Annotated in this window: 10 protein-coding genes; 5 read left to right on the forward strand and 5 right to left on the reverse strand. The window is 44.8% G+C overall.

Annotated elements, in window-relative coordinates:
• Positions 1-213 (reverse strand): DUF2945 domain-containing protein, encoded by a 213-nt coding sequence (locus NDA03_RS01910; protein WP_348237128.1) that lies wholly within the window; start codon positions 211-213, stop codon positions 1-3.
• Positions 214-991: 778 nt separating this feature from the next.
• On the opposite strand from NDA03_RS01910, the gene NDA03_RS01915 reads away from it, so the two are divergent.
• The 4 genes from NDA03_RS01915 to NDA03_RS01930 all read left to right on the forward strand — a co-directional run bounded on the left by NDA03_RS01915 (position 992) and on the right by NDA03_RS01930 (position 6,266).
• Positions 992-2,449, forward strand: coding sequence for a heme peroxidase family protein (locus NDA03_RS01915; RefSeq protein WP_190535936.1), 1,458 nt, complete (start codon positions 992-994; stop codon positions 2,447-2,449).
• 364 nt (positions 2,450-2,813) lie between these two features.
• Positions 2,814-4,271, forward strand: a complete 1,458-nt coding sequence (locus NDA03_RS01920; protein WP_190430038.1) for a sensor histidine kinase — start codon at positions 2,814-2,816, stop codon at positions 4,269-4,271.
• Positions 4,264-4,710, forward strand: coding sequence for a response regulator (locus NDA03_RS01925; protein WP_190410245.1), 447 nt, complete (start codon positions 4,264-4,266; stop codon positions 4,708-4,710). Before NDA03_RS01920 ends, NDA03_RS01925 begins: the two co-directional genes overlap by 8 nt.
• 8 nt (positions 4,711-4,718) lie before the next feature.
• On the forward strand, positions 4,719-6,266 hold the full coding sequence (locus NDA03_RS01930; RefSeq protein WP_348237129.1) for an ATP-binding protein: 1,548 nt from the start codon (positions 4,719-4,721) through the stop codon (positions 6,264-6,266).
• 107 nt (positions 6,267-6,373) lie between these two features.
• Here NDA03_RS01930 and NDA03_RS01935 read toward each other — a convergent pair whose 3' ends face one another.
• The 4 genes from NDA03_RS01935 to NDA03_RS01950 all read right to left on the reverse strand — a co-directional run bounded on the left by NDA03_RS01935 (position 6,374) and on the right by NDA03_RS01950 (position 19,081).
• Positions 6,374-7,672 (reverse strand): response regulator, encoded by a 1,299-nt coding sequence (locus tag NDA03_RS01935; protein ID WP_348237130.1) that lies wholly within the window; start codon positions 7,670-7,672, stop codon positions 6,374-6,376.
• 166 nt (positions 7,673-7,838) lie between these two features.
• On the reverse strand, positions 7,839-9,653 hold the full coding sequence (locus NDA03_RS01940) for an EAL domain-containing protein (RefSeq protein WP_348237131.1): 1,815 nt from the start codon (positions 9,651-9,653) through the stop codon (positions 7,839-7,841).
• 272 nt (positions 9,654-9,925) lie between these two features.
• Positions 9,926-14,632, reverse strand: a complete 4,707-nt coding sequence (locus tag NDA03_RS01945) for an MHYT domain-containing protein (RefSeq protein ID WP_348237132.1) — start codon at positions 14,630-14,632, stop codon at positions 9,926-9,928.
• Positions 14,633-15,349: 717 nt separating this feature from the next.
• Positions 15,350-19,081 carry a hydantoinase B/oxoprolinase family protein gene (locus NDA03_RS01950; protein ID WP_348237133.1) on the reverse strand — a complete coding sequence of 1,244 codons (3,732 nt, stop codon included), beginning with the start codon at positions 19,079-19,081 and terminating at the stop codon, positions 15,350-15,352.
• Between the two features lie 248 nt (positions 19,082-19,329).
• On the opposite strand from NDA03_RS01950, the gene NDA03_RS01955 reads away from it, so the two are divergent.
• Positions 19,330-20,259: a ribonuclease D gene (locus NDA03_RS01955; RefSeq protein ID WP_348237134.1), complete on the forward strand. Its 930-nt coding sequence runs from the start codon at positions 19,330-19,332 to the stop codon at positions 20,257-20,259.
• The last annotated feature ends 16 nt before the right edge of the window (positions 20,260-20,275 follow it).

Below are 20,275 nucleotides of genomic sequence, written 5' to 3' on the forward strand. Positions count from 1 at the left end.
TTACTCCTCTTTCTTGAGGGATTCAGGCTTGTGAGCAGCTTCTTTTCCAGTTTTTTCGCTTTCAACTAGATATTCAGGATTATCTTTGGATGCGGCAACGTGGTGCCCTTTGATCTCTGTGGGTGAAGTGAGCTTTTTCTTCACAGTGCCGCTGGTTTCACCTTGTGAGGTCTTCCATGTAACCTTGTCGCCTTTCTTCAATTGATCGCTCAAAGTTTGACTCCTACTTAATATTTCTTTATCTACTAACTGTCACATTATGGTGGCTGATTTTCAGGGAGTAATCAGTCTAGTTGCAGATTAGCCGCCCGAAATTTGTTGCGACAAATATGCCTTTTGTAAGTGGTTGATTGCCAGGAAACTGATTATTTCATTTCAAAATAAATTGCGCGATCGCTAGTGCGCCTAGCTGCGAGTACAGCTCACTACATTAGTTCGTACTTAAATTTACCTGGTAGCGATCGCGCCCAATTGCTTGATTTTGCTAGCACAATATTAAAAAATTTTCAAGTCGCCCAATCGACTGACACTCAACTGAGTTACCAAAAATAAGCGACTGGCAAGAAACTTTCAGCAAAGGTTATATCTGTAAAGCAAAGAGATTTGGCTGGCAACCTGAAAATTAGTATCGGCTGAGAGCAGTACCATCTTATTTTACGATTGCCGATTTAAATTGCCGAAATTACTTACTATCTAATCTTTCACAATCTGCAATTTTAAATCGTCTAACTAGATACCAGTTTCATAAATCCCCATTTTTTTTAAATTACTGATAAGTAGGGTAAATTCCAAATTTATTTTGAGGAATCCGAATTTTGCGACCTCTTCCTAAATCGATAATCAGATCGTGATTTTTCAAAAAACTTAGGCGATTAGAAACACTGAAAATTCAATTTTGTGGAATCTGGACGCAAGAAAAACAGAAATTTCGCTTGAGGTAGAGGTCAAAACCAGCGCCACATAAAACGGTAATCAACAAGGAGGAAACATAATGACTAGACACGGACAACTCTATCTAAGAGACCAAGTTCCACCTCGTTCCACTGCTTACGATCAAGGAAAATTTGGTCGGCTATTCCCGTCCTTACCTCCCTTTGCTAGCGACTCCAAATCAGTGCGCCAGAGGCTGATGGAGCTTGGGAAACCAGGCGGTTTGATGGATGCAAAAGACGATTTAAACGCAACAGACCCCGTACCTGGAAGTCCTAGCAACACCGATAACCCCAATATGACCGCAGGGTTCACTTTTTTGGGGCAGTTTCTAGATCATGATATGACCTTCGATTCCACCTCTAGCCTTGAGCGACAAAATGACCCGGAATCTATTGAAAATTTCCGAACGCCTTTCTTAGAGCTAGATAACGTTTATGGTTCGGGTCGTGCAGCCAGTCCTCACTTGTATGACAAAACAACGGGAGGCATCAAGTTCCTGATTGAGAAATTGGGTGGGGAAGGGTCGAAGGACGATCTCCCTCGAAATAGCCAAAATATGGCGCTCATCGGCGACCCAAGGAATGATGAGAACACGATTATTTCTCAGATGCAATTGGCATTTCTGAAATTCCACAATCATGTTGTGGATTACGTTATCGATAGTGGAATCAAAGATCCGAATGATGCATTCACCGAGGCACAGAAGCTAGTTCGCTGGCACTACCAGTGGATTATCGTGCATGAGTTCCTGCCCACAACCGTAGGACAGGATTTGGTGGATGACATTCTGAAAAAAGGTCGGCGGTTCTACAACTGGCGCAACCAGCCATTTATCCCAGTTGAGTTCTCGGTCGCTGCCTATCGCTTCGGTCACAGCCAAGTCAGACCGGGATACATCGCCAATCATGGCACTCAGGATATGCCAGAGTTTAGGGCACCAATTTTCAATTTCAGTTTAGACCCTAATCTTTGTGACCCGGATGACCTGCGCGGTGGGAAACGCGCACCCCGACGATTTGTTGACTGGGATACCTTCTTTGATTTCAAAAACGGAAAAGTCAAGCCCAACAAAAAGATCGATCCTAAACTCTCAAGTGCATTATTCACGCTGCCTTTTCCAGCACCTGGTTTGCCAGGACAAGAAGAGCCAATCCGGTCGCTGGCGCAGCGCAATCTGCTGCGTCACCTCACCTTCAGCTTGCCGTCTGGTCAGGATGTAGCCAGAGCGATGGAAATCGAGCCTCTGAGTCCATCCGATCTGCGCGACCTCAAAGATTTGGGATTCGACAAGCGAACACCCTTGTGGTTCTATATTTTGAAGGAAGCGGAGCTGAGAGCGCAAGGCAAGACACTGGGGCCTGTCGGCGGACGCATTGTTGCGGAGGTGTTCATCGGTCTGCTACAAGGCGATCGCAAATCCTATCTTCGGCAAGACCCCAAGTGGAAGCCAGTTTTAGGGCAAAAGCACGACTTCAAGATGGTTGACTTGTTAAAGTTTGCGGGACTTGCTCCATAAGGAACGACTGAGTGCTGAACGGCTAATTTTTGGGTACGCGATCGCGCTTGTGCGTGCTGCCAATCTCTCACAAGCTACGCACGCAAGCAAAATCTATTCTCCACTAAGAGATAAGCGGTTGGATGAAAATCTGCCCGCTTTTTTCTGTAGCAAGGTTTAGCGATTCGCGTCCGGCTTGTTCCCTAAGTGGGTGTTGTTCAAATGAATCTATCGACTGCTAGATTTTTTTTAGTTGTTTATAGTATTTCTAGGTCATCTTCATCTGCTCAAAGAGATTGAGCCTTCGTTGGGACGGAAACTCAGTCGCTCCCTATTCCCAGCGTTGCCAATTGCACTAGTCAATCGCTCGAAAGAAAAAACAGGCATGAAAGAACCATCAGAAAAAATGGTTAGCGGTGGATTTACTCTGGCGCTGCTTTTGTTGTTTGGCGTCGGTGTCACTTTCTCCTGGAGCGTCCAAAGGCTGTTGAATAACTCTAGATGGGTAGATCACACTTATCAAGTCCGGGAAGAGATCGAGCATACCCTTTCGGGAATCAACAGTGCCGAAAAAGCAAGGCGAGGCTACATCATCACAGGACAAGACACTTACCTGATCAATTACCGGCAGGGCATTCAAGAAAGTAACCGGGGCTTCACAACCCTTCGGACATTAACGGCTGATAACCCTCTCCAACAGCAGAGGCTCGCTCTCCTCGAACCTCTGATTGCCGAAAAACTGAAGGGGCTGCAAGAATCCATTGAGCTGCGACAGCGGAATTTAGGAGAAGACAGGAACGCTCAAATTGCCTTTACAGATAGGAACTCAGCGATATACGAGAAAATTAAAGAGCTACTGGCTGCAATGCAAAAAGAAGAGCAAATGTTATTGCAGCGTCGCGCAGCGGCAACAAATAGAAGCGTTCGTTATACCATTCTGGTTGTTTGTATTGGCGGTTTGTTGAGTTTCAGCCTACTGATTGCGATTTACTTTCTATTGCGAAAGCAAATTCGCGATCGCATCCTAGCAACCGAGAAACTTGCTCAGACAAACGCTGCTTTAGAAACTGAGATTGCGGAACGGTTAGAAGCAGAGCGGAAATTAGAGCAACTCACAACCAACTTGCAGCGCTCCAATCGAGAACTAGAGCAGTTTGCTTATGTAGCTTCCCATGATTTGCAAGAGCCATTACGGGCAGTGTCAGGTTATACCCAACTGTTAGTGCAGGAGTATCAAAACAGTCTGGATGAGTCTGCACAGGAATATATGGCTTATGTAATAGACGGTGCAACGCGGATGCAGCAGTTGATTCAAGACTTGCTCGCCTATTCCCGCGTCAGCACTCGAACTCAAGCGTTTGTCTCCATTGATGGGGAGAAGGTGTTGCTTCAGGCGATAAACAATTTGCAAGTCGCGATCGCAGAAAGTAACGCCACCATCACCCACGACCCTCTGCCCCAAGTAAACGGTGACAAAACCCAATGGCTCCAGTTATTTCAAAATTTAATCGCCAACGCCATTAAGTTCCGCCGTGAGGAACCGCCCCAAGTTCACATTACAGCGGAGTTAAAAGATCGGGAATGGCTTTTTTCGGTACGTGATAATGGAATTGGTATCAAGCCACAGTATCTCGATCGCATTTTTGAGATATTCAAGCGTCTTCATACCCGTCGAGAGTTTCCTGGTACTGGCATTGGTCTGGCTATGTGCAAAAAAATTGTCGAGCGTCACGGTGGAAGCATCTGGGCCGAATCGCAACCAGGAGTAGGAACGACATTTTACTTTACCATTCCCCTCACGCCTGACCCTTCACTCTTAGAAGCCACGAACTCGCATGAATAGCCGCTATACCTTCCGATCCGTGGAAATTTTGCTGATTGAAGACTCTCCCAGCGATGCGAATTTAACCATCCGAGAATTTAAAAAAGCTAAGATTGCTAACAACCTGCACTGGGTTGAATATGGCGAGGCGGGAATGGAATTTCTGCGACAGGAAGGTGAATATGCCAATGCTCCACGTCCAGACCTGATTTTACTCGATCTCAATTTACCAGGGATGGATGGGCGAGAAGTCCTTATGGAAGTCAAATCAGACCCCGATCTTAAACGTATCCCAGTTGTCGTTCTCACCACCTCAGCCGATGAAGAGGATGTACTTAAGTCTTATAACCTCAGTGCCAACTGCTACGTAACCAAGCCGGTTGATATGCAGCAATTTATTCGGATTGTGCAATTGATCAATGATTTCTGGCTGGCAGCAGTAAGACTCCCACTAGAGTAACCCCAGTTATGTACAAAACGCCGATTCAAGTCCTCCTAGTGGAAGATAGCCCCAGCGATGCCAACTTGCTACGCCAACTGTTCTCGCGCTCAAATCAGGAGGGATGGCAATTAGTACACGTTGAGCGGCTGGGCGACGCAATTGAGGCTTGTAGCGCTGATTCCTGGGATGTTGCTTTATTGGATCTTTCTCTTCCTGACTCAGATGGATTGGACACAGTAGCACAATTCCGGATAGCTGCACCAGATATCCCCATTGTGGTGCTGACCGGGTTTGATGATGAGGAACTTGCCCTACAAGCGGTGGCAACAGGGGCACAGGATTATCTCGTCAAAAATCAAATTACAATGCAATTGCTAGTGCGGACGATCCGCTACGCCATTGAACGCGGACAAATTCTCAAGCAACTGCACGAAAGCGAACGACGCTTCCGAGGGATTTTTGAGCAGACATTTCAATTAATGGGGTTGTTGACACCAGAAGGAAAGATCCTGGAAGTTAACCAAACAGTTCTTAACTTCAGCGGTCTTCAATTAGAAGATTATGTTGGTCACTTGATGTGGCAGACAAAATGTTGGAATTATTGCCAGGAAAGCCAGGATTGGTTGAAAAATGCGATCGCCTACGCCGCGAACGGTCATTTTGTCCGCCATGAGATCCAGGTACAGGGCGAATTGAATGTGATGCTGTGGATTGATTTTTCCTTAAAGCCCTTGACGGACGAAACGGGGAAAGTGGTGTTGCTGATTGTGGAAGGCAGAGATATTAGCGATCGCAAACTCGCAATGACAGAAATCCTCAAAGCCCTGGAACAGGAACGAGAACTCAACCAACTCAAATCAAACTTCGTTTCCATCGTTTCCCATGAGTTCCGCACTCCCATGACGACAATTCGGATGTCTGCGGAGTTACTTCGAGCCTACAATCAGAGCTTAACCGAACAGAAGAGAAATGAATACTTCGAGCGGATTGAAGGTGCCATCGGCAATATGCTCCACCTATTAGATGAGGTATTGATCTTGGGTCAAACTCAGGCAGGTGGACTTCAGTTTAAACCCGCACGACTCGATTTAGAAAAATTTTGCTGGGATCTCACAGCAACTTTACAAGCTTGTGCTACTAGACAGCACAACATTATCTTTACCTGTCAAGGGAAACGGCCCCAAGTTGAAATGGATGAAGTCTTGCTGCGGCATATCTTCACTAATTTACTTTCCAACGCGATTAAGTATTCGCCCCAAGGTGGCAATATCTACTTTGATTTAGTTTTCCAAAATGGAGAAGCTACTTTCCGCTTAAAAGATGAAGGAATTGGTATTCCTTTAAAAGATCAACAACGTCTGTTTGAAACCTTCCATCGCTGTAGCAATGTAGGACCAATTCAAGGAACCGGATTAGGTCTTTCCATTGCCAAAATGTGTGTAGATTTACATCGGGGAGAGATTCAAGTAGAAAGTGAAGTCGGTATTGGAACAACATTTATCGTCACGTTGCCATTCAATCACTCACCGGGACGGGTTCCTCCACAGGAACGCCATTTACATCACCAATCTTAGGGAATTTGAAAAAATTTTGCTTGACATTTCGAGCCTCCAACCGAAGATGAATTGGTGACTAAAAAAGTTGCGCGTAGCGTCTCTTCCGCTTTCGGCTTCGTTTAAGCCTATGTGGTCTTAACAAGATGTACTGGAATTTCAATCGTAAACTCTGCACCCTGTCCGGGGAATGAATGACACGTCAGTTGACCTTTATGCTTTTCTACTATAATCTCATAAGTCGTCAATAACCCTAACCCGCTGCCTTGACCTATAGGCTTTGTCGTAAAAAATGGGTCGAATAAACGCGATCGCATTTCTTCAGCAATGCCAATTCCATTGTCTTTAATTCGGATAATTATCGTTTCCCAAGCACTAAACTCTGTACTAATCCAAATTGTTGGGCTGGAAGATTCAGAAAACTCTTGCCCAATCCTCAATTCTAGAGCATCAATAGCATTATTTAAAATATTAAGAAAGGCCTGGTTAAGCTGGCTAGCATAACAATTAACTAAGGGTAAATCTTCATATTTTTTGATCACCTGAATCTCCGGGCGTTTCCCTTCTCCTCTAAGTCGATGCTGCAACAATAATAAAGTGCTATTCAACCCTTCATGGATGTCTACAGCTTTAATATCTGATTCATTAAGGCGGGAGAAAATTCGTAAAGCCAGGAGCATTGTGCAGATTCGCTCTACACCCGTTTGCATTGAGCCTACAAGGTTTTGAATATCTGAATTCAGAAAATCTAGATCGATTTCTTGAATTGCTTTTTGGATGGAAAGAGTAGGCTTTGGGTACTCTTGTTGATAGATACGAACCAGATTTAGCAAGTCTTGAATATATTTGCGTGCTGGATCGAGATTGCCAGAAATAAAGCCAATAGAATTATTGATTTCGTGAGCCATTCCTGCGGCTAATTGACCCAACCCAAGCATTTTTTCTTTTTGAACCAGTTGTGCTTGAGCCTTCTTGAGATCGCCTAAGGCTTGTTGAAGTTGTGAGTTCTGATTTTTCAACTGAGTTTGAAGGCTTTGAATTGTTAGTTGATTTTGAATCCTCGCCAAAACCTCCTCAATTTGAAAAGGCTTAGTAATATAGTCTACGCCCCCAACTTGAAAAGCTTTCACTTTATCTAAAACATCATCCAAAGCACTTAAAAAAATTACAGGTACAGAGGAAGTTTCAGTATCTTCCTTTAACCTTTCGCAAACTTCATAACCATTCATGCCCGACATATTAATATCTAACAATATTAGATCCGGCTGAAGTGTCTTAACTGCGGTTAAAGCCATTTGACCATTAATCGATTTACGAACGTTATATCCTTTATCTAACAGCAGGGAAGATAAAAATCGAATATTGTCTGGTGTATCATCAACTATCAGAATATCGGCTTTGAAGGTATTTGCTAATTTGGAATCCATTGGGCTTTGAATTAAAAGGATATCAAAATTGTCAACCTGCTGATTATCGCTGCATCCCAAATAGTTAATCTTTGTAAAAAAATAGTTGCTATTTCAATTTTATCAACTATCTTTATTTAATTTAAACTTATATCTAGTAACATAGACTACACGTCTAGCTTAAATATTATTGCTGTGTATCCGATACGATTAAGTTTGTTGCTTTTTTTCCCTCTACGGGTTTGGAAAATAGATATCCCTGTCCAAATTCACAATTTAAGTTTCTTAGCTGAGATAGCTGTTCGCCCGTTTCAATTCCTTCCGCAATTACACTCATATTTAGAGTTTGAGCAATCTTCATGATCGCCGGAATTAGTCCTAAGCTATCTGTTTTTTCATCTAAATAACTAATAAAGGAACGGTCGATTTTGAGAGTATCAACAGGGAAATTATATAAATAACTCAGAGAAGAATACCCGGTACCAAAGTCATCAATACATAACTGAATCTTACGTTCTCGAAGTTGCTGCATAATCGCTTTTACAGATTGAGTATTATTCATCAGAACACTTTCTGTGATTTCTAACTTTAAGTTTTGAGGATTCAGTTGGGTTTCCGCAAGGATTTGGTCAATTTGCTCAATTAAATCTGGCTGAGCAAATTGCCGCGCTGAAAGATTGACACTCATAAATAGGAAATGATCGAGCAATTTTTCCTGATACCATTGCTGAAGTTGATGGCAAGCTTCCCGCAAAACCCAATTGCCAAGTTGGTTAATCAAACCTGTTTCTTCTGCTACAGGAATAAACAATCCAGGCGATACCATTCCTCGTTGAGGATGATACCAGCGAACTAATGCTTCAAACCCAACAATCTTGCTGGTATCAAGGGCAATAATTGGCTGATAGTGAACAATGAATTCTTGTCGTTCGATGGCTCTACGCAGGTCATTTTCAAGCTGTAAAACTTGAATCACAGCATCGTGCATCTTTGGGTCAAAAATTTGGTATTGACCTTTTCCTAAGGTTTTGGCACGATACATTGCGATGTCTGCATCTCGCAATATATGTTCTGCTCGCTCATAATTAGGATTGCTCATAGCAATTCCAACACTAGCGTTGATGAAAATTTCCTGTTTATTTAGTTGAAACGGAGAAGCAAAAGATTGAAGGATTTGATCAGCGATAAGGAGTACACTGCTGATATTTCCAACGTCTGTCAAGATAATCGCAAATTCATCACCGCCCAACCGAGCCAAAGTATGATGTTGACTGAGTAATTTTTCTAAGCGACGAGCTAAATTAATCAACAGTTCGTTACCGGCAAGATGACCGAGAGAATCATTGACTACTTTAAAGCGATCGCAATCAAGAAACAACACGGCAAACGCCTCTCCTGAATGTTCTTTGGTGCGTTTGAGAGCTTGTTCTAGACGCTCCATGAATAAAGCTCGATTGGGCAATCCTGTAAGATCGTCATAAAGTGCCATTTTTATGAGTTGTTCTTGAAGGAGCATCCGCTCGTTGATTTCTCGCCTCAGTTCTTGATTTGCTACTTCTAGCTGAAAAGTCCGCTCTTTAACTCGTTCTTCAAGTTGAGCATTTAGTTGTTGGTTTTGGATTTTTGCGGCTCTTAACTCTAGTTGATTCTGAACACGAGCTAAAACTTCTTCAAATTGAAAAGGTTTGGCAACATAATCTGCTCCGCCAACCGAAAAAGCTTTTACTTTATCAAAAGCCTCGCTGAGAGCGCTTAAGAAAATTACAGGAATTGCAGCAGTTTTTGGATCGGCTTTCAGTTTTTCGCAAACTTCATAACCATCCATGCTAGGCATCATAATATCAAGCAAAATTAGATCGGGGATAACAGTTTGTATTGCTGTCAGTGCCATTTGCCCGCTTAATGCCTTGCGAATGGTATAGCCTTGCTTCATTAGCAGACCAGACAGAAAACGCAAGTTTTCAGGGGTGTCATCAACGATGAGAATATCTTCTTTTGCCATAACGAGGGAGAAATTATTTATTTCAATTCTTTTATCATCGATTTTGGAAAATTCGTTAGTTTGGAATATTATTTAAAAGTCATCTTTTTTATATTTCCTGTTTGCAGTTAATGATAAAGGTTTAAAAAGTTTTGAACGAATTGATTGCAGCGTTAAATATTATTTAACCACTTATCTTAGACATTCTGCAATCATCTTCCACAGGTATGAGAGTAGAGGAAGGCAATGGGAAAAAACCTATTTGCCATCCTGCAACAAAATTTTTCAATATCCTACTCCTGCTGGGAATGTGATAGAAGAGGCGAAAAATTGAGGGAGGTTTGCTGTGAGTTTTTACCAGGAAGCTGTGTTTCAGTTGATTGAATTAATTCCATAATTTGCTCAAACTGAAAATTTTCGACCAAATTGGTCAAAGCATTTATAACAAACGAATTTTCTGGGGGAATTTCCTGAAGGAGTTGAAGGAGCAAGAAATCGCTGCCTTGGGAAGCTGCATAGTGTAGCTGTTGTATCCATTCAGAGGGCATAGTGGAAATCTGAAGGGGGATGTCAGAATCGGAAGTCTCTGGTAAATTATCTTTCCTGCTTTCGGTGGGTAATGCTTCCTCCTCATAGAGATATTGCACCCCTAGATATTTATTCATTTTAAAGAGTAGTTCCTCTTCTCGAAAAGGTTTACGCACGAAGTCATCGCATCCCGCTGACAAGATAATTTGTCTGTCTTCTTCAAAAACGCTGGCAGTTAGGGCAATAATTATGGTTGCCTCACCTTTTAAGGAAGCTCTAATTTTTTTGGTAGCTTCATAGCCGTTCATCACAGGCATCCGCATATCCATCCAGATTAGATGGGGTTCCCAACTCTCCCAAATTGCCACAGCTTCTTGACCATTTTCAGCTTCTTGCACCTCAAAGCCCAAGTAAGTAAGAAGCTTAACTAGGAGGAGACGATTTGTGGGCTTATCCTCCACAACTAGAACACGATAGATGGGTTGGTCAGGAGCTAAACCAATAACTTTTTTATAGATAGATTGGGATGTTTCAATTTCCATCTGCTCAACCAAACCTGCCTGAATGTCAAAGGTAAATTTGGCTCCCTGACCTGGATGACTACTGACTGCGATCGCTCCTCCCCCCATCAGTTGGACAAACTTTTGACTGATCGGTAAACCCAAACCCGTGCCTTGACAGGACTTCAGCCCAACTGAGGTTTGTCCAAAAGCTTCAAATAACCGATCGAATTCATTTGGGTCAATACCGGGGCCAGTATCTTCCACTTCAAAGAGCAGGCGGATAAAAGGCACAGGTGAGGAGTCTGCTTGTTCCCCGACACTCCTGCTTTCCGCCTCTCCTTCCTCCCCTGTAACGCGCAGGGTTACGCTCCCTTTGTCAGTAAATTTGATGGCATTACCGAGAAGGTTAATCAAGACCTGACGCAGCTTACTTTCGTCGGTTCTGACGTACTGGGGGACAGCAGCCGTGCATTCAAAGTTAAGCAAGAGTCCCTTGCTTGTGGCTTTGAGTTGTAGCATCTGTTCGAGACTATTGAGCAGACAATACAGGTCAAAGTCATTTTCATGTAGCGTGACTCGCCCTGCCTCGATTTTAGCCATCTCTAAAACATCGTTAATCAATGCCAGCAGATGATCGCCACTGCGACTGATGATCTCCAGGTATTTCTGATGTTCGGCAGATAGGGAGGTATCAAGGCTCATCAATTGGGTAAAACCAAGGATGGCGTTGAGAGGTGTCCTTAGTTCGTGGCTCATATTGGCAAGAAATTCGCTTTTAGCACTGTTGGCAGCATCGGCGGCTTCCTTGGCGATCATCAATTCAATTGACTGCTGTTGAGTTCGCGCTAGCAATTCTGCCTGTTGGATCGCAACGCCTAACTGTGCCCCAATTTGAACAACCATCTTGATTTCTGCCTCTTGCCATTGGCGAGAACCGGAATTTTGGTATGTTGCTAGCAAGCCCCACAGTTGATTGCTATGGAAAATCGGAACAATGATATAAGCTCGTGCTTGAAAGCGCTCCAACAGTTCTAGGTAACAAGCGTCAAATCCAGCTTGGTAGATGTCTGGGACACAACGATAACTGGTTCCTTGGCGATAAGTCCCGCCTTGATTTGCTTGCAAATAAGTATCTTGGATTGGCTCCTCTGCACTTCCCAAAGTTTTGCCAGCACAACCCACCTGGTTAACGGCAACCTTGGGCAGCTGAGATTGATGAATTTGTTCGGGAACTAGCAAATTCCAGCCTTCTGCTACCGACTCCGATACAAAATCCCCACTCCAGTCGGGATGGAAACGATAGAGACCAACGCGATCGCAATTAATCGCATGGCGTAATTCTTCAGTCGTAGCGCTAAAAATTTTGTCAATTTCTAAGGTTTGGCGCATTCGCTGAATCACGAAAGCGATCGCTTTTTCCCGTTCTGCACTCTCCCGTAATGCGGCTTGTGCTGCTTGACGTGCCTGAGTCACTGCAATGAATTCGTTGACTAATTTAAGCCAATTAATTTCTTCTTGACTCCAGACTTTGGAAGAGCTTATGGCATCCAAACCCATAAAACCGACAACCGTACCAGCGTAAAGTGTCGGAACGGCAAGCCGGGACTGGATACACTGGAGTTTCGTCAAGGTTGGTTCGGCGGTGACAGGTGGGCGTTCGGCAGGAAATTGAACCGTTTTGCCACTCAAAAGTTGGTTGTGAACCCAGTGGTGATTTTCAACAGGTAAACCTTGAAACCGCTCGATCGCTGGCTGAATGCCAAAGCCGCACCACTCGTGGGTCATATTCCAGCCGTTTTGGCGATCGGAGTAATCAAACAGGTAAGTGCGATCGCACCCCAAAAACTCGCCAACGGCTTGCAGCGTGAAAGCGATCGCAGTATCTAAGTTTTCGTCAATCAGCATCCCAGAAATCCGGCTCAAGCAACTGTCCATCGCTGCTCGTTTTGTCAGCAATTCCTCCGCTAAGTTCCGCTCCAGCTCGGCTCCCGCTCTGGCAACAAAAATTTTCATAATCATTTCTTTGCCAGGATCGTGAGCCATTGGCTGCACATCCAACACCGCCAAATTGCCAATTGTATTGCCAGCCGAGTCTCTTAATGGAATTCCCCAGTAGCTTTGTGCGCCTAATTTCTCTAACGCTGGGAAGTTAGGAAAAAGTTCTTGTACCTCGGATGGATAAAAACCGCTCGTTCCCTTCAAGACGTTTTCGCAGGGACTACCCGCCAAGTCGTACTCGAAATTTTCGCCAAAGCCTTCACCCGTCCAGAATGCCAAAGTCCGCACTCTAGTTTCAGTATCATCTGCAAACTTACCGACTACAGCGTAGCGGACTCCCAAAACTTGGGCGAGATAGCGGACACAAGAGCGAAAGAACTCATTGCCAGTTGCAGAAGCTGTTCCCTCAACCATTAAGTGCAGTGCCTCTTCCCTCTGCTTGCGATCGGTAATATCAGTATGGGAACCTGCTATGCGATAGGCTGTGCCGGTTTCATCCCACAATGCCACGCCACGGGTCAGAATCCAGCGCCAGCTGCCATCTTTATGGGATGCCCGAAACTCTACCTCGTAGTTGGGGATTTTCTTCGCTAAATAGGCAAGCATCACCGCTAACACTCGCTCTGAGTCTTCTGGGTGCAGAACTTGGTTGAAAGTATCGATGCTATTCGGAATTTCTAAGTCTTCATAGCCCAACATACTTTTCCAGCGAGGCGACAGATATACATAATTTGCTGGAATATTCCAATCCCAAATCCCGCCATTAACTCCTTCTACCGCTAAAGCAAATCGTTCTTCACTTTGGCGGAGTGCGGCTTCCGCTTGCTTTTGGTTCGTAATATTGCTGAGGGTACAAACAATTCGCTCTACACTCCCGTCCTCTGCTAGTTGCGGGTCGGCATTTACTAGCAGCCAGCGTTGATTATGGCTCTCAGGATGGTCGATTCTCACGACAATATTATGAATCGGTTGGCGCTGGGCAATGCTGGACTGAACGGGTAGCTCTGGCGTTGGGAAGGGTGTACCATCTTCTTGCTGCAACAGCCAATTTGCACCAAATACCTGATGCGATAAATCCTCTGAGTTGAGATTGAGGAGATTAATTGCAGCTTGATTGTAGGTGAGAATTTCGGCATTAGCATTGAGCAGTAATACTCCTACCTGCATTTCTCGGATCAGCATCCGAAAGCGGTTCTCACTTTCCTGTAACGCTTGCTCTCGAACTAACTGCGCTGTTAAACGCCGATCGAATAGAGAGGTTAATAGGGCTAAGCTCAAAATGAACAAGGTAGCAATCCCGATAGCGATCGCCAACCAAGACTGAGTGATGGGGGGGGACGGCTCTAGTGGAAAGACTTTGTGAGGAGTAAAGTGAGTCGCCCACATTCCCGTGTAGTGCATCCCACTGATGGCAATTCCCATCAGGAGAGCGCTGCCGAATTTCTGCCATAGCAAACCTTTTAAGGATTGCTCTTGTAGCCGAAATGCCAGCCAAAGCGCGGCAAAAGAAGCGATGATGGCGATCGCTACCGATAGGCTCACCAATCTCCAGTCATACTCAATCGTCGCCTGGACTTGCATGGCTGCCATCCCTGTGTAGTGCATCCATGCAATGGCAATTCCCATACAAACCCCGCCGCCGATGACCAGCGGGATTGAAACAGCGCGACTCAGCAGCCACAAAGCAATGCTTGAGGCAAGAATCGCGCACATCAAGGAGAACAGGGTGATCCACACATCATAATTGACAGACTGTGGCAGTTGGAAAGCCAGCATGGCAATGAAGTGCATTGACCAAATTCCAGTTCCCATTGCCCCTGCTCCACCCAGAAGCCAGCGCCATCGTCCCCGTTCCACAGCAGACCGCACTCGTCCGGCTAAGTCTAGGGCTGTATAAGAGGCAATTACCGCGATCGCAAAAGAAAGGATTACTAAACCTAGGTTATAAGTGCCAGCCATTGCGCTATGCATATCTTTTTCAATGTCGCGGATTTCTAAAAATCAATCGATATAAAAAAGTTTTTCAGCGAAAGGAATGCATTTGTGAATGGCTTCCTTAATCTCGCCCCACGAGTTTTTTTGAACTTACAAGTCCCGTTTCGATTCCTACCAACCCCCACATAATGGCAGGCATAGCCTATCGCATTCGCGCTGCTACAAAACGGTAGAAAAAGGAGGGGAAATATAGTCAAAGTTCCCCTTGAAAAATGAGATTTAGGGGAACCTCCGTGTAAGTCGTATCGAATTAGCCCGCCGAAAGAAAGAACTTCCTCTGTGTTTAGACGAATCAGTAAACATTGCCCGAATCGGACAATTAAATTTTTTTGAGAATTTGCTTTAAAATCTGTAAGTTTGTACTTGATTTTTTTGATTTCATAAGATACTACTTCAACTAAAGCGTCGGATGGAGGCAGTATAAAGTTCTGTCAACTACCTAAACTAGCATTCTTTAATTAAATATGCCTTATTAAGAATCACTTACAGATAGGCGCTAACCTTATTGCTTTAAGCGATTCGTTTACAAGCCGCGCAAACAAAGGGTTTCAGCAGTTTTCCCAGTTCAAGCAAATAAATTACTAAGTATAATTCCCTACTTTTCCTACTTTTCCTACTTGCTGTTTGGGTCGAATATAATCATCTATCAAAGGTCAAAGGTTGCGATCGCGCTTTTATCATGTATCAATTAGGTTACAAATTCTTGGCAATTCCATAACCTCCACCTCCTGGTGTTTCGATAACAAATACATCGTCACGCTGCATTTCTACAACCCCTGTACCGCCTAATTCCTCTATAGTTTCATCAGTACGCTGCACATAATTTTTCCCGACTGCACCCGCTTGACCACCATGCAAACCAAAGGGAGAAATGACACGACGACTTGATAAAATTCCAGCAGTCATGGGTTCAAGAAAACGCAGGCGACGGATAACACCATTCCCTCCATGATGATGTCCATTCCCGCCGCTATTGGGACGAATCGCAAAACTTTCTAAAAGGACAGGAAATCGCCATTCCAATACTTCTGGGTCGGTAAGACGGGAGTTTGTCATGTGAGTTTGTACGGCGTCGGTGCCGTCGAAGTCAGCGCCAGCGCCGGAACCGCCACAGATGGTTTCGTAATATTGATAGCGATCGCTTCCAAAGGTGAAATTATTCATCGTTCCTTGGGAAGCTGCCATCACCCCCAGCGCCCCATACAAAGCATCGGTAATGTTTTGCGAAGTCTCTACATTTCCCGCCACCACAGCAGCAGGATAACGCGGATTTAACATACAGCCTTCGGGAATAATAATTTCCAAAGGTTTGAGACAACCCGCATTGAGGGGAATATTGTCATTCACTAAAGTGCGGAAGACATACAATACTGCTGCCTTGCACACGGCTGCTGGTGCGTTTAAATTACTCGGTTGCTGAGGAGAAGTACCGGTAAAATCTATTTTGGCGCTGCGAGTCGATTTGTTGATGGTGATGGTAACTGCGATCGCGCTGCCATTATCCAGAGAACAGGTGAAACTGCCATCTTTGAGAACTTCGATAACCCGACGTACCGACTCTTCCGCATTGTCCTGTACAAAGCCCATATACGCTTGCACAGTCTCTAAACCATAATGCTCCATCATCTTGTGGAGTTCCTGCACGCCGCGTTCGTTCGCCGCAATTTGTGCTTGCAAATCTGCAATATTTTTACTGGGATTTCGGGCTGGATAAGCGCTGGATGCCAGCAGTTCCAGCAATTCTTTTTCTCGAAAATGTCCTCCCTCTCCTAGTTGGAAATTATCAAGTAGCACTCCTTCTTGTTCTACTGTGGTGCTGTTTGGAGGCATGGAACCTGGGGTAATCCCCCCAATATCTGCATGATGTCCCCGCGAGGCAACGTAGAAGAGGGGAAGCGTGGGAAGGGAGGTTGTAGAGACGCGATTTATCGCGTCTGGAGAGGAAGCAAATACAGGGGTAATTACAGTGATATCGGGTAGGTGCGTGCCGCCGTTATAAGGATTATTTGAGGCAAAGACATTTCCGGGTTGGATAGTGTCGCCATAAGTGTCAATTAAACTTTTGACACTTTCACTCATCGAACCCAAATGTACGGGAATATGGGGGGCGTTGGCGACTAACTGCCCGTGTTGGTCAAAAATTGCACAGGAGAAATCTAAGCGTTCTTTGATGTTGACTGAGGAACTGGTATTTTGCAGAGTGATACCCATTTGTTCGGCGATCGCGCGAAACAAATTATTGAAAATCTCCAGCATCACCGGATCGGGACGATTGAGGATTCTCGATTCTAGATTTTGGATTGAAAATTGTAAATCTGCCGAACGCTGCAAAATCAGATGATTGCGATCGCTTAGTTGTGCTTGCCAACCGGGTTCAATCACATTCGTACCCGTCGCATCGGCAATGATAGCAGGGCTAGAAATCCAGTCTCCGGGTTGCAAATCCTCTCGCTTATACACTGGCGTCTCGTGCCACCGATCCGCCGCATACATCTGTACAGTTGCCACCGGCGAGGGAAGTTCATCGCTGCGACGCTGAATGACTGCTTCCTCTACTCTCTCTGTCTTCGCCACCACCTCAACCGAAACCGCCTCTACAATCAGCCTTTTATCTTCCACGACAAAGCCGTAACGCTGCCGGTGCAACTCCTCAAACCGCCCCCTCATCGCCGCCGTATCCCCAAAATCCACAATCAGCGCCGAATCAGTCCCCTCATACCGTAGATGCACCTTCCGAAAAACCTCAATCTCAACATCCTCCCTTCTCTCTTCTTCCTGTCTTTCCTCTGCGTCCTTGGCGTCGTGGCGGTTCGTTTCCTCCTCCCCCTGCCTTGCCAACTGGCTTAACATCCCCTCCAAACTCAGCACTAACTCCTCACTCAGAGGTGCCTCCACCGCCCGTTCTCGCAGCACCCGCATGTCTGCCAAACCCATACCATAAGCCGATAACACACCAGCGTAGGGATGAAGAAACACCTGCTTCATCCCCAACGCATCGGCAATCAGACAAGCGTGTTGTCCTCCTGCGCCCCCAAAGCAGCACAAAGTATATTCCGAAACGTCATAACCGCGCTGGAGAGAGATTTTTTTAATTGCACTCGCCATTGTTTCAACTGCGATCGCGAGAAATCCAGCCGCCACCTGTTCCGGCATCCGGTTGTCGCCAATTTCTGCCGCCAGTTGACTAAACTTTTGCCGCACTACTTCTGCATCTAGCGGCAAATCTCCGTTCGATCCAAACAATTTCGGAAAAAACTCCGGTTGCAACTTGCCCACCATCACATTGCAATCCGTCACCGTCAGCAAACCGCCTTTTCCATAGGCAGCGGGACCCGGATTCGCCCCCGCTGATTCGGGTCCCACGCGATACCTCGCCCCATCAAAAAAGAGAATCGAACCGCCACCAGCAGCCACCGTATGAATTGCCATCATCGGCGTCCGCAGCCGCACTCCGGCAACTTCCGTTTCAAAGGTGCGTTCGTATTCGCCGTTATAGTGGGCGACATCCGTAGAAGTTCCGCCCATATCAAAGCTGATAATTTTGTCGAATCCCGCCATCAAGCTTGTCTGTACCGCGCCGACGATGCCCCCAGCAGGGCCAGATAAAATACTGTCTTTCCCTTGAAACTGTTGGGCATCAGTAAGTCCACCGTTGGACTGCATGAACATCAACTGGGGAGAGTTTTGAGTTGAAAATTCTGATTCCAAACTGGCTAGCTGACTGGCAACTCGATCTACATAACGCCGCAAAATAGGCGATAAATAAGCATCAACAACGGTAGTATCACCGCGACTCACCAACTTCATCAACGGGCTAACTTCGTGCGATACCGAGACTTGGGTAAATCCAATTTTCCGCGCTGCATCTGCTATTTGTTTCTCGTGTTTGGGATAGCGATAGCCGTGCATGAAGACAATGGCACAGGAGCGAATCCCGTCGTTGTACGCTTCTTGTAGAGATGCGATATATCCTGTTTCTATGGGGATTAATTCTTCGCCTTGGGCGCTGTAGCGTTCCTCGACCTCAATCACTCGCTCGTAGAGCATCTCTGGCAATACAATGTGACGGGCGAAGATATCGGGGCGATTTTGGTAGCCGATGCGAAGGGCATCCCGAAATCCCTGAGTAATGACCAGAAGAGTGCGATCGCCCTTGCGTTCCAGAAGCGCATTTGTCGCCACAGTGGTTCCCATCTTGACAACTGCAATCTGTTCCGATGGAATAGGTGCATCTGCCGCAACTCCCAAAATGTCTCGAATTCCCTGTATTGGCGCGTCAGTATACCGTTCGGGATTCTCCGACAGCAGCTTATGAATCACCAGTTGTCCATCCGGACGCCGCGCCACAATATCAGTAAACGTACCACCCCGATCGATCCAGAATTGCCAGCGGTTATTTACGTCGGAAGGTAGATTGGAATGCATAATAAAAAATAATTGCGCGATGTTGATGATAAAATCTTTCTAATTAATTCTTATTATAAATACCGTTGCTAGTTTGTCCGGTTTTAGTTTGAAAACATCCAACCTATTTTAATAAACATATTTTTTGATATAAAAATAGCTTTTGTAGAAGGAATATTTATCAATATTAATTGCTGTAACTTCTAAAAGTAAAATAAATAATCTAACCTTTTATTTAACTTTTATTTACAAAAAGGATGTTTTAGAGAATGCTTTACTTCACAGAAACAGAGAAAGCTAAAGTTCTAATTGATGAATATTCAAAACGCCAGCTTTTGTACTTAGATACGGAAGTTGCCGATTATAATACTCGCAAGCCTAAACTCTCTTTAATTCAAATATTAGATGACTTTACCGATGTAAGCGGAGATAGCGTTTGCATTTTAGATGTTTTAGATAATCCTGAAATTGCAGAAATCTTTATTAAAGAAATCATGGTTAATCCTGCAATTGAAAAGGTCTTCCACAATTCCAGCTACGATCTGAAGTTATTAGGTAAAACCAAAGCTAAAAATGTAAGTTGCACCTTAGAGATTGCCAAATCAATCCCTTACTATTTATTGCCAGTACCAAATTTACAATTGAGAACTCTGGCAGAAAAACTGTGCTATTTTCCCAATATAGACAAAACCGAACAAAGCAGCGATTGGGGACAGCGACCGCTGACAGAAAGTCAGCTACAGTATGCAAAAATGGACCCGATTTATCTGGCTCACGTGCATCAGCGGCTGTTGGAATTAACTCAATTGAGTAGTCCAGATCCAGAACAGGAAGATGTAACAGCTCTAGCCCAACGCTATCGAGAAATTGAGCAGGAATGGAAGTTGCTAGATACCGAAATTGACCACATCCAAAATAGGCTCAAAGCCGCGATGCAAGCACAAGAACTATCAGAAACGAAAGATTTCCAATTATCCAGTTATGAGCGAACTACAAAGAAGATTCCGTTTAACCAGTTGGCAAGAATGGCGGAAATTCATGGAATTGATTTAGAGTTTCCGGTAACGCTAACCCAAAATCTTCAGAAGGACTTAGGAGAATTGGTCGCGGAACTTCCCGTGGAAGAAGAGAAAACTACTATCTGGCGGTTGAATCCCAAAGAGCAGGAAGATGAAGAGGATGATGGGATTCCATTTTAAAGAATATTCTGTTAAT

The sequence above is a fragment of the Trichocoleus sp. Lan genome, from assembly GCF_039961855.1.
GTDB lineage: Bacteria > Cyanobacteriota > Cyanobacteriia > Cyanobacteriales > FACHB-T130 > FACHB-T130.

Coding starts and splice junctions, on each gene's coding strand:
- NDA03_RS01915 (WP_190535936.1), top strand. CDS start 992: ATGACTAGACACGGACAACTCTATCTAAGAGACCAAGTTCCACCTCGT.
- NDA03_RS01920 (WP_190430038.1), top strand. CDS start 2,814: ATGAAAGAACCATCAGAAAAAATGGTTAGCGGTGGATTTACTCTGGCG.
- NDA03_RS01925 (WP_190410245.1), top strand. CDS start 4,264: ATGAATAGCCGCTATACCTTCCGATCCGTGGAAATTTTGCTGATTGAA.
- NDA03_RS01930 (WP_348237129.1), top strand. CDS start 4,719: ATGTACAAAACGCCGATTCAAGTCCTCCTAGTGGAAGATAGCCCCAGC.
- NDA03_RS01935 (WP_348237130.1), bottom strand. CDS start 7,672: ATGGATTCCAAATTAGCAAATACCTTCAAAGCCGATATTCTGATAGTT.
- NDA03_RS01940 (WP_348237131.1), bottom strand. CDS start 9,653: ATGGCAAAAGAAGATATTCTCATCGTTGATGACACCCCTGAAAACTTG.
- NDA03_RS01945 (WP_348237132.1), bottom strand. CDS start 14,632: ATGCATAGCGCAATGGCTGGCACTTATAACCTAGGTTTAGTAATCCTT.
- NDA03_RS01950 (WP_348237133.1), bottom strand. CDS start 19,081: ATGCATTCCAATCTACCTTCCGACGTAAATAACCGCTGGCAATTCTGG.
- NDA03_RS01955 (WP_348237134.1), top strand. CDS start 19,330: ATGCTTTACTTCACAGAAACAGAGAAAGCTAAAGTTCTAATTGATGAA.